The 9,925-nt window shown below is 67.6% G+C and carries 10 protein-coding genes; 8 read left to right on the top strand and 2 right to left on the bottom strand.

Annotated features, from left to right (window positions below):
- Positions 1 to 16 precede the first annotated feature (16 nt).
- Genes Q0Q36_RS10735 through rfbD form a run of 4 tightly spaced genes read left to right on the top strand, consistent with a single transcriptional unit; the run spans position 17 to position 3,516 of the window.
- Positions 17 to 850 (top strand): ABC transporter permease, encoded by an 834-nt coding sequence (locus tag Q0Q36_RS10735; protein WP_293798035.1) that lies wholly within the window; start codon positions 17 to 19, stop codon positions 848 to 850.
- A gap of 7 nt (positions 851 to 857) precedes the next feature.
- A complete protein-coding gene (locus Q0Q36_RS10740) occupies positions 858 to 1,622 on the top strand; it encodes an ABC transporter ATP-binding protein (protein ID WP_293798036.1) in 765 nt (254 codons plus the stop codon).
- Entirely contained in the window at positions 1,619 to 2,620 is a 1,002-nt protein-coding gene (locus Q0Q36_RS10745) for a rhamnosyl transferase (RefSeq protein WP_293798038.1), read from the top strand. Before Q0Q36_RS10740 ends, Q0Q36_RS10745 begins: the two co-directional genes overlap by 4 nt.
- Positions 2,617 to 3,516, top strand: coding sequence for a dTDP-4-dehydrorhamnose reductase (rfbD, locus tag Q0Q36_RS10750; RefSeq protein ID WP_293798039.1), 900 nt, complete (start codon positions 2,617 to 2,619; stop codon positions 3,514 to 3,516). The genes Q0Q36_RS10745 and rfbD overlap by 4 nt, the downstream gene beginning before the upstream one ends.
- A 21-nt stretch (positions 3,517 to 3,537) precedes the next feature.
- Here rfbD and Q0Q36_RS10755 read toward each other — a convergent pair whose 3' ends face one another.
- Together Q0Q36_RS10755 and Q0Q36_RS10760 are read right to left on the bottom strand one after the other, a co-directional pair.
- Entirely contained in the window at positions 3,538 to 4,740 is a 1,203-nt protein-coding gene (locus Q0Q36_RS10755; RefSeq protein ID WP_293798042.1) for a DUF5666 domain-containing protein, read from the bottom strand.
- Positions 4,737 to 5,588 carry a DUF6502 family protein gene (locus tag Q0Q36_RS10760; RefSeq protein WP_293798045.1) on the bottom strand — a complete coding sequence of 284 codons (852 nt, stop codon included), beginning with the start codon at positions 5,586 to 5,588 and terminating at the stop codon, positions 4,737 to 4,739. Before Q0Q36_RS10760 ends, Q0Q36_RS10755 begins: the two co-directional genes overlap by 4 nt.
- A 609-nt stretch (positions 5,589 to 6,197) precedes the next feature.
- Between Q0Q36_RS10760 and Q0Q36_RS10765 the strand changes: the two genes are divergently transcribed.
- From Q0Q36_RS10765 to Q0Q36_RS10780, 4 genes are all read left to right on the top strand, one after another.
- Entirely contained in the window at positions 6,198 to 6,512 is a 315-nt protein-coding gene (locus Q0Q36_RS10765; RefSeq protein WP_293798048.1) for an EthD family reductase, read from the top strand.
- A gap of 129 nt (positions 6,513 to 6,641) precedes the next feature.
- Positions 6,642 to 7,493, top strand: coding sequence for a sigma-70 family RNA polymerase sigma factor (locus Q0Q36_RS10770; protein WP_293798050.1), 852 nt, complete (start codon positions 6,642 to 6,644; stop codon positions 7,491 to 7,493).
- Positions 7,494 to 7,716: 223 nt separating this feature from the next.
- Positions 7,717 to 9,078 (top strand): MFS transporter, encoded by a 1,362-nt coding sequence (locus tag Q0Q36_RS10775; RefSeq protein WP_293798051.1) that lies wholly within the window; start codon positions 7,717 to 7,719, stop codon positions 9,076 to 9,078.
- A gap of 241 nt (positions 9,079 to 9,319) precedes the next feature.
- Positions 9,320 to 9,925, top strand: coding sequence for an invasion associated locus B family protein (locus Q0Q36_RS10780; protein WP_293798053.1), 606 nt, complete (start codon positions 9,320 to 9,322; stop codon positions 9,923 to 9,925).

Below are 9,925 nucleotides of genomic sequence, written 5' to 3' on the forward strand. Positions count from 1 at the left end.
TCGAGGAGGTCGGCTGGTGTCAGCCCCAGCAATGCTTGTTCACGATGCGCGTTCGCGCGGTCGCCATCCCTGGCGCGGTGCGATGGCCGATGCCGCCGGGGCGCTTGGCCTCGTCGAACTCTGGCTCACCATGGGCTGGTACGACGTCCGCCAGCGCTACAGCCGTTCGGTCTTCGGCCCGTTCTGGGTAACGATCAGCCTCGCCGTCTTCGTCGCGGGGCTCGGCGTCACCTATGCTGCGCTCTTCCGCGTGCCGGTCTTCACCTATCTGCCCTATGTGACCGTGGGCATGGTGCTGTGGTCGCTGATCACAGCCCTGTTGAACGAGGGGGCAGCGACCTTCACCGCGGCGACGGCGGCGATCAAGCAGATGCCGGCGCCGATCGGCATCCATGTCCTGCGTGTCGTCTGGCGAAACCTGATCATCCTTGCCCACAACGCGGTCATCGTCCTGCTCGTCCTTCTCGCCTGCGGCGTTCGGCCGGGCTGGGTGGGGCTTGCGGCCATGCCGGGGCTCGTCCTGCTGCTGCTCAACGGCATCGGTTGGAGCGTGACGCTCGGCCTCGTCGGCGCGCGCTTTCGCGACATGATGCCCCTTGTCGCCAATGCGACGCAGATGCTGCTGTTCGTGACGCCGGTGCTCTGGCGTGCCGAGGACCTCGGAACGCGACGTGTCCTGGCGGAACTCAATCCGCTGTTCCACTTGATCGAAATCGTGCGTGCCCCGCTGCTCGGAGCGGGCTTTCCGATGGAGAGCTTCGCGGTCGCAACGATCGTAACATTGCTCAATCTCGGGCTCGCTTTCGCGCTCTATGCGCGGCTGCGCTGGCGCGTGGCTTATTGGTTGTGAGGCGGCGATGAGCTCGATCCGTCTCGACGGCGTCAGCGTGCAATTCCCGCTCTATGGCGGCAGCGCCCGCTCCCTGCGCAATCGCATCGTCAGCAGCGCCACCGGCGGCCGCATCGGCTCCGATGCCCGCGCACGGACCTGTGTCGAAGCCCTCAGCGGCATCGATCTCGGCATCGACCATGGCGAGCGCGTCGCCCTCGTCGGCCATAACGGCGCCGGCAAGACGACGCTGCTGCGCGTGCTCGCCGGCATCTATGTCCCGCAGAGGGGGCGCGTTGCCGTCCATGGCAAGATCGCGCCGCTCTTCGATATCGGCCTCGGCATGGATGGCGAGGCGAGCGGCTACGACAATATCCGCCTGCGCGGGCTCTATCTCGGCCTCAGCCGCCGACAGATCGAGAGCCGTATCGATGAGATCGCCGACTTCACCGAGCTCGGCGGCTTTCTGGACATGCCGATCCGCACCTATTCGGCGGGCATGCAGACACGGCTGTCCTTCGCGATCTGCACCAGCGTCGATCCCGAGGTTCTGTTGCTCGACGAGGGCATCCTTGCCGGCGATGCAGCCTTCATGGCCAAGGCGCAGGCGCGGCTTGCTGGCTTCGTCGCCCGCGCCGGCATCCTCGTCCTCGCCTCGCACAGCGACAGCCTGCTCGCCAGCCTCTGCACCCGCGCGCTGCGGCTTGAGCACGGCCGGCTCGTCGCCGACGGGCCGTTGCAGGACGTGCTCGCCCCGCTCCAATCATCTTCATCCAGGAGAATTCCGGCATGATGGCTTCTGCTGCAAACAGGGCACGCTGCGTCGCCGGCATCGTGATCTATCGCCCGCAACCCGAGGCGCTGCAGCAGCTCGTTGCTTCGCTGGCCGACGACGTCACGACGATCGCCATCTACGCCAATTCGCCGGTCAGCGGCGAGGAGCAGCAGGCGCTTGAAGCTACGGCCGGTGCGGCTGAACTGGTGGTGCTGAGGCCCGGCCTCAACCGTGGGCTCGGTGCCGCCTACAATGCCTTGCGCCAACTCGCCGAAATCTGCGGCAGCGAGTTCCTGTTCCTTCTCGACCAGGACAGCCAGCCGCAGCCCGGGCTCGTCGGAGCCCTGACCGCGACCTATCGCGATCTCATGGAGCGCGGCGAGCGTGTCGCCGTGGTGGGGCCGCAGCCGGTCGATCGCGAAGGCGATGCGATGCGGTTATCCGCGGCGCCGGTGCAGCCTCGGGACAAGCGCAGCCCCGTGCGGACGCGCTTCGTCATTTCCTCGGGGTCGCTGATCCCACTTGATGCGCTGGCGGCCATCGGTGATTTCCGCAGCGATTATTTCATCGACGCGATCGATATCGAATGGTGTCTGCGCGCCGGGGGCGCCGGCTATTCGATTTGGGTCGATCCAGCGGTTTCGATGCCGCATCAGCTCGGCCGTGGGGTCATCCGCCTGCCGCTCGCATTGCTGCTGACCGACCAGCCCCCGCGCCGGCTCTACACCTATGTCCGCAATCAGCTCGCCATGCTGCGCCTGCCGCATGTTCCGATGCGGCACAAGGCGAAGTTCGTGATCTCGCTGCCGGTTCGGCTCGCGGTGCATCTCGTCCATCACGGCTTCTCGCGGGATTGCGTGACGGCGCTGGTCAACGGCCTGGTCGACGGGGTGTGCAACCGGCTGGGGCCGCCCGATCGCGCTCTCATTCCGTGGTGGAATGCCGGCCTGCGCTCTCGCTTTGCCCGCAATGTCGGGATCACTGCCGATGCGGCAAGCGGGCAGCGCCCGGTATGAGCGCGCCGATCATCCTGGTGCTGGGGCGTTCCGGCCAGCTTGCCAGGGCGCTGGCCGAGCGGGGCGGCGGCAGCATCGTCACCGCGGGCCGTCCCGATTTCGACCTGACGCGGCCGGATGCATCTGAACGCCTGCTCGACCGGCTCCGCCCCGCTGCCGTCATCAATGCCGCCGCCTATACGGCGGTCGATCGCGCGGAGAGCGAGCCGGAGCTGGCTTTCGCCCTCAATCGCGACGCTCCCGCCGCGCTTGCCAGGGCTTGCGCGCGAGCGGGGCTGCCGCTCATCCATGTCTCCACTGACAGCGTCTTCGACGGCGCGCAGGACCGGCCCTATCGGGAAAGCGACACGCCGCGACCAATCAATGTCTACGGCGCCTCGAAACATGCCGGGGAATGCGCGGTGCGTGATGCGCTGCCTTCGGCGCTGGTGGCGCGAACCTCGTGGATTTTCGGGGGGCACGGCGAAAGCTTCGTAAGCCGCCTCCTGGGTTGGGCGGAGGGACGCGATCGGCTGACGATTGCCGGCGACCAATATGGCCGGCCGACCTATGCGCCAGCGCTTGCCGAAGCCCTGTTGACGCTCGCCCGGCGTCAGCTCGACGGGACAGTCAGCGGCGGGCTGATGCACCTCGCGGGCGAGAGCGTGCTCAGCCGCGCGGAGCAGGCGCGGATCATCCTGGAGGCTGCCAGCCGTCGCGGCCGGCTCGCTACGGCGATCGTCCCTGTTCCGTCGAGCCTGCATCCGACACCGGCGAGGCGGCCCCTCAATGCCGTCCTCGATTGCGGCCTGGCCGGCAGGCAGGGCCTCGCGCTCGGGCCGTTCCGCGGTGATCTCGCAGCGACGCTCGATGCGCTGCTCGGGCCGGCCATGCCGGGCGAGCGATTGACCGCCTGAGAGCGCTCGGCGGCTGTCCGTTCACCGACCGGGGCCCGCTCCGCCGGGGCCTGCTCCTCCTGGCCCGCCACCTCCCGGTCCACCGCCACCCGGTCCACCACCACCCGGGCCGACTCCGCCCGGGGCGCCACCTGCAGGCCCGCCGCCAGGGCCGATTCCGCCGGGGCCGCCCAATTCGCCGCGCCCACCCGGGCCAAAGCCCCCCGGTCCGCCGGTCGGTCCGCTTTGGCTGAATCCCCCGGGGCCGAACGATTGACCTCCGACAGGGCCGCCGCCAGGGCCGCCGTCATTGCCGCCGCCGTCGCCGTCGGGCCGCGCCAGGCGCATATTCTCGATGCTCGGGACGCCGTCCAGACCGATGCGCCCGTCCAGCACGGCCCGGACGTCCCGCCAGGGCGAGAGGGCGTAGCCGAAGGCTTTGCTGTGCAGCGAAAGGCCGGAGCCCAGCAGCAATTGCCCTTCGCCGCCGCGCAGATAGCTCTCGACCGAGAAGGCACCGGTCGCTGGCAGCGCGGTGGCGGCTGCGGCGGTGCTCGCCCGGAAGCCGCCCCGCGCGATGCGCCCGGAAACGGCGATGCGGCGGCCGACCAGGGCCTCGTCGATATCCAGCAGCTTGAGCCCGCCGATCCAGAGCCCGTCATCATCCTTCTCGACGATGCCGACGACGCTCTCGATCCTTTCGACGGGACGTTCGACCAGGCTGGCGATGATCGTCCCGTCGACCCGGCGCAGGCCGCTGACGGCGACATGCTCACCTCTGCGCCAGCCCCTGGTTTCAAGGTCGGGCCGAGTCTGAACGGGTTGCCCGAGCACGTCGATCCCGTCCCGATAGACGGCGGTGATCGGTCCGACCACCTCCCGCTCGACGGCGATGGTGTTCGTGACGAGGCCGCTCCCGTCAGGCCGCGCGACGACGCGCACGACATGTCCGATGCGCAGGTCGCGCGCGCTGCGGACCAGCCCGTCGATGGTGACCGGCACGTCCTGCGGGTAGGCAATGCGGCTGTCGTTGACGATGATGCTGCCGAAGCGCTGGATCGTGCCGACGAAGCCGGTGCCGCCGATGCCGCGGTCGGAGCCGGCATTGCCCTCCGGGGCGAAGCCGGTGCCGCCGATGCCGACATCGCGCGGCCGCTCAGGCGCGGCAATCGCAGGGCGCCAGGCCAAGGCAGTGCCGAGGGAGGCCAGCAGCGCCCGGCGCGTCAATGCAGGGCGCTTGCTCATCCCCGGCTGGCCCCGGTGTCGTCTTCGCCCGGTTCCTTCTCGCGGAAGACATAGACGCCGCAATTCCAGCGGTGATTGCCGCCGGCATCGCTCTCGCAGGCGGCATTCGCCTCGCGGTTGAGCTGCTGCAGCATCTCCAGTGCAAGCTCGCGCGAGCGCGCCTCGAGCCGCTCGGCCAGTTCGGCCGAGAGCCCGTCATAATGCACCGAGCGCTCCACGAAGGGCGGCTTGGCGGCGAGCACATTGGCGACCGAAGCCGCGAGATGGTCGTGCAGGTTTCGGCCGAAATAGTACAATTTGTCGTCGTCGCCGTGCTGGGGGATGAAGGCCGCTTCGGCCAGCGCGATGCGATCATCGGCGTCGATTGTAACAATTCGGCGGTCGACCCATTCGTCGAGCACGGCGCGCGGGCGCAGGTCGCGCGTCACCGACGCCACGAGTTCTTCGAAGGAGGGCTGCCCGGCATCCGCCGTGCGCGGCAGGGGCAGGGGCGCCCCGGCGGCATCGCAATAGCGTGGCGAAGCGATCCAGCGCGCGATGATCGCGCCCGTGCGCGAGACGGAAGCCGGCACCGCGTTGACCGGTGCGCCGGCGCCACGCAGGCGGCTGACTTCCTTGCGGTGGATCCCGGTCAGCAGGCTGACGCGGCTGTCGGTCTGCTCTTTGCCGGGCAGGGCGAAGTCGTATTCGGCGACGTTGACATAGAGCTCCCGGAGCAGCTGGCAGAGCGCCGGGAACGTCATCCCGGCTCGGATGCACAGCCGCACGAGCGGGCGCAGCAGTCGCGCCAGCGGCGGATAGAGCTTCTCGGCAGTGGGATCCTGGGCTGCGTCCGACATGTGGGACATTTAGGTCTTTCCAATGTGGGATACAATCCCACAAAAGTTTGAACGCCTCTTGTATGGCTCATTGGAAACAGATAAGTGGGAATTATTCCCACAATATCGTGTGTCCAAAGATGTTGTTCTCCTATGCTCCATCACCCTGGCCTCGCGCCCGCATGTCTCTGCGCCGCTCCAAGACCCTGGCCGCTGCGGCCCGGGCCATCTGCTGCCTGCTGGCGATCTCGGTGCCTTACCTCCTGTTCGTGCTCGAGAGCGCCTTGCACCCATGAGCGCGACGGCCATCCCGCCAAAGGCTGCGCAGGCCCCCGACACACGGCTTGAGGGAAAGCGACTGAAGCGCGCTGCACCGCGGGTCGTTCACGTCATCGGGCGTTGCTTCCTGGCCGCGCTCGCGCTTGTTCTGGCCTGGCTGCTGGTTTCTGCGGAAGTGACGCGCGAGGACGTGACGAGCTGCCATCGCGGCTATCGTGACCCTGTGACAGGACAACAGGGGGAGCGTCGCTGCTAGCGAGCCCATCGCCGCGGGGCTCCGCAAAAATTTTGCGAAGGCCGCGATCCGTTTCCGGCTGCTGGTTCGTCTCTTGGGTATTCATAACCGAGGGAGAAACCACGATGGCCCGTTTGGTCGCGATCTACAGAAAGCCGGCTGACGTCGAGGCGTTCGAAAAGCATTATTTCGAAATCCATATCCCCCTGGCCAAGACGATGCCCGGGGTCAGGAAATACGAGGTCAGCCGCGGCCCGGTCACGGCGCTGGCCGGGGCGTCCGATATCCACCTGATCGGGACGGTGCATTTCGACGGCATGGAGGCGATGAAACAGGCTTTCGCGAGTCCGGAGGGGCGAGCGACCGCGGCGGATCGCCAGCTTTTCGCTCCCGATGCCACGGGCGTTCAGATCTTTGTCTTCGATACGCAGGACGTTTGAGTCGGTTTTCGGCGATCTTCGTGGCTCGTAGCGAAGAGCGCAATTCTGAACGAGAAGGGGCATGGTGCTGCTCGACATCTAGGCACTGTCTCGGGAATGCCGACACGAGCGCACGGGAGGAGCCGGCAGATGAGCGCGGACACATTCGAGGAGCGTCTGGCCGCGCTCAGGCCGCGCCTTCACCGCTACTGCGCGCGCATGACCGGCTCGACGATCGATGGCGAGGATGTCGTGCAGGACACCTTCGTCAAGGCGCTGAGCGCACGGGCCGAAGGCGCGGGTGTTGATCATCTCGACGCCTGGCTATTTCGCATCGCCCATAATACGAGCCTCGATCTCCTGCGCCGCAGGGCCAGGAGCACGGTGGTTCCGCTCACCGACGTGCTCGAAGCGGCGCCGATGCCGGAGGCGGATATCGTCGCCGTCGGCTTCCAGGCCTTCATGCAGCTGCCCGAGCTTCAGCGCTGCGCGGTCATTCTCAAGGACGTGCTGGGCCATTCGGTCGAGGAGGTCGCGAGCATCGCCGCGTGCACGCCGGCAGCCGCCAAATCGGCGCTGCAGCGGGGTCGCACGGCGCTCCGGCGGCTTGCGAAGAGATCCGAGGCGCGGCTGCCGCTGATGCCCGATGCCGCCAGGCAGAAGATGGCGACCTTCGTCGACCTGTTTCGCGCCGGAGATTTCGACGCGATCCGCGCCATGCTCGCCGAGGACGTGAAGCTCGATCTGGTGAACCGGCTCGCCTGGGAAGGACGCGAGAAGATCGCTCCCTATTTCACGCGCTATGCCGCGGAGACGAGATGGCGTTTCGCCTTGGGGGCAATCGAAGGCCGCCCGGCCATGCTGGTCTTTGACGGCGATGCGGCGCAGAAGCCCGCCCATTTTGTGCTGCTCGATTGGCGCAACGAGCGGATCGCGGGTATCCGGGACTTTCTCTTCGCCCCCTATGTGCTCGAAGCGGCGGACTGGGTGCGCCTGGGCTGAACACGGCCGCGCGGCGCTTATCGGCGCGCGGACGGCATCTCGATCGCAGGCGAACTATGCTGTATTCGCTGTGATGGGGATGGGGAGCGATGGATAGGGTGGCGACGAGGCTGAGCCTGGACGGGGGGCACCGAACAGGAGCGTTCGCAGGGCTGAAGCCCGGGCGCAGCATGACGCCCCCTCGGGCTTTACGCTCGGCGCGATCGTCTCGAGGCGGTTCGGGATGCTGAGGAAGCCGCAGGACAGCCCGTCATCGCTCGCCTCGTCGGCAGCGACGATCGCCGCGCGGCTGGACGCCGCTCCATTCTGCAGGTTGCGGCTGGCGATCCTCAGCGTCGTGACATTGGCGCTTTTTGCCGACATTGCCGAGGTTGCCCTGGGCAATGCGCTCGGTGCGGTGTTCCAGGCGCCGCCACGAAGCATGACGCAAACCGAACTCTCCCTCTTCCTGGCCGCCATCTTCGCGGGCGGCGCAGCCGGGGCGCCGGGTTTCGGCCTGCTGGGCGACCGGACGGGCCGGCGCCTGGCCTTGCAGCTGGCGCTACTGGTCATCGCGATAGGCTCGCTTGGCGCGGCCGCGAGCGATGGCCCGGTGACACTGACCGGCTTTCGCTTCCTGTCGGGGATCGGCATTGGCGCTTGCCCGCCGCTGATCGCTGCCTATCTGGCGGATGTCATGCCGCCGCGCTGGCGCGGTGCCGTCATCTGCATCTGCGCGGGCCTGGCCTTTCTTGGCGCGCCGGGGATCATCTTCCTGATGCGTGCGACGTCACCGAGCTTTCTCGGGCTTGATGGCTGGCGATGGGCGCTCGGATCCGGGGCCTTGCTCGCCATCCTGGCCGCGGGGTTGCTGCTGCTGTTGCCGGAATCGCCCCGCTGGCTGGCGGCTGCCGGACGGATCGCCGAGGCCGAGGCGGCCTTGCGGCGTTTTCAGGTGCGCAGCGCCGTCGACGGTGCGCCGCCTCCGGTCGCGACGCAGGCGCAGCCCGCAGGATCCGGCGATATCGACGTTACGAGCGTCCGCCGCCGGTTCCTCCTGCTTTGCACGCTCTATGCGTTGTCGCCTTGGGCGACGATCGGCTTCCTGCTGATGAGCGGGGCGGTGATGCTGAAGAAGCATTTCAGCGTCGGAGATTCCGTCGTCGCCGCCGGCCTGATCATGTTCGGCCCGGTGATCGGCAATCTGCTCATGGCCTTCGTGATCGATCGCGTGGACCGCAAGGCCAGTCTGATCGCGACAGCCGTCGCGATGGCGCTGCTCGGGTTGAGCTTTGCCGCAGCCTCGGAATTCGCGCCGCTGGTCTCGATCGGTGTCGCCTTCGCCTTTTGCAGCGCGATCTATGCGAGCGTTCTCGGCGTCTATGCGGCGGAGATCATTCCGACGGCGCTCAGGTCTTCGCGCACGGCGCTCGCCTGGGGAATCGGGCGTTTCGTCTCGATCTTCGTGCCGCTGGTCTTCTTCGCGCTGCTCCACAGGTTCGGCCCCTGGGCGATGTTCGGGCTCATCGCGGCCGCCATCGGCCTCAGCGCACTCCTGGTGGTAACGATCGGGCCGCAAGGTAGGACCCGGCGGCCGGTTGCCTGAAATTGCAGGGGAAATCGGCCGTTTCGATGGTCTGAATATCTGACCATTTTTGAAACGCATATTGCACATTATCGAGCAATATGAGCAATCTTGAGCAGTTCAACGAGCGGGTTTCGTTGCGCTGCGGGTTCGCGCGTCCGTGCAGCCGATTTGGCTGCAGGGCAACTCCCAGCGCGATGCGACCTCTCCTGCTGCCAGCGGGCGCGAATAGCCGGTGGCAAGGCTTGGGTCGGAGTGGGATGTGAAGACGACAAGAACGATCCTGGCCTGGGCGATGCTCGGCGCCGGCATGGCGGTCCTGGCCTGTTCAGCTTCGGCCCAGACCGCTTCGCCGAAGCCTGCGAATCCTCCGGCCGCCGCGCCGGCGCCGGCCGCGATGGTCTCTCCCGAGCCCAGCAGCACGACCGCGAGCTTCGGCGACTGGACGCTGCGCTGCCAGCGGATCGCCGAGGCCGGCAAGACGGTGCGGATCTGCGAGGTTGCGCAGGTGCTCCAGGCTCAGGGCCAACAGGCCCCGATCGCCCAGGTCGCACTTGGGCGCCTCGCGAATGGTGAGCCGGTGCGCATCACAGCGGTCATGCCGGTCAGCATCTCCTTCCCGAGCAGCGTGCTGATCACCATGGGCGAGAAGGAGGCCAAGCCGGTCGAGTTGCCTTGGCGGCGCTGCCTGCCGACGGGCTGTTTCGCGGAAACCACCCCCGGCGACGACGTGCTGAAGCAATGGCGCAAGGCGAGCGAAGCGGGGCGGATTCTGTTCAGGGATGCGGCCGGCCGGGACCTCGCCCTGCCGCTTTCCGCCCGTGGCCTCGATCAGGCGCTCGACGCGCTCGCGAAGGAGCGCCTCTGA

It is taken from the genome of uncultured Allobosea sp. (genome assembly GCF_945957345.1).
Classification (GTDB): domain Bacteria; phylum Pseudomonadota; class Alphaproteobacteria; order Rhizobiales; family Beijerinckiaceae; genus Allobosea.

Coding starts and splice junctions, on each gene's coding strand:
- rfbD (WP_293798039.1), top strand. CDS start 2,617: ATGAGCGCGCCGATCATCCTGGTGCTGGGGCGTTCCGGCCAGCTTGCC.
- Q0Q36_RS10760 (WP_293798045.1), bottom strand. CDS start 5,588: ATGTCCCACATGTCGGACGCAGCCCAGGATCCCACTGCCGAGAAGCTC.
- Q0Q36_RS10745 (WP_293798038.1), top strand. CDS start 1,619: ATGATGGCTTCTGCTGCAAACAGGGCACGCTGCGTCGCCGGCATCGTG.
- Q0Q36_RS10765 (WP_293798048.1), top strand. CDS start 6,198: ATGGCCCGTTTGGTCGCGATCTACAGAAAGCCGGCTGACGTCGAGGCG.
- Q0Q36_RS10755 (WP_293798042.1), bottom strand. CDS start 4,740: ATGAGCAAGCGCCCTGCATTGACGCGCCGGGCGCTGCTGGCCTCCCTC.
- Q0Q36_RS10740 (WP_293798036.1), top strand. CDS start 858: ATGAGCTCGATCCGTCTCGACGGCGTCAGCGTGCAATTCCCGCTCTAT.
- Q0Q36_RS10770 (WP_293798050.1), top strand. CDS start 6,642: ATGAGCGCGGACACATTCGAGGAGCGTCTGGCCGCGCTCAGGCCGCGC.
- Q0Q36_RS10775 (WP_293798051.1), top strand. CDS start 7,717: ATGCTGAGGAAGCCGCAGGACAGCCCGTCATCGCTCGCCTCGTCGGCA.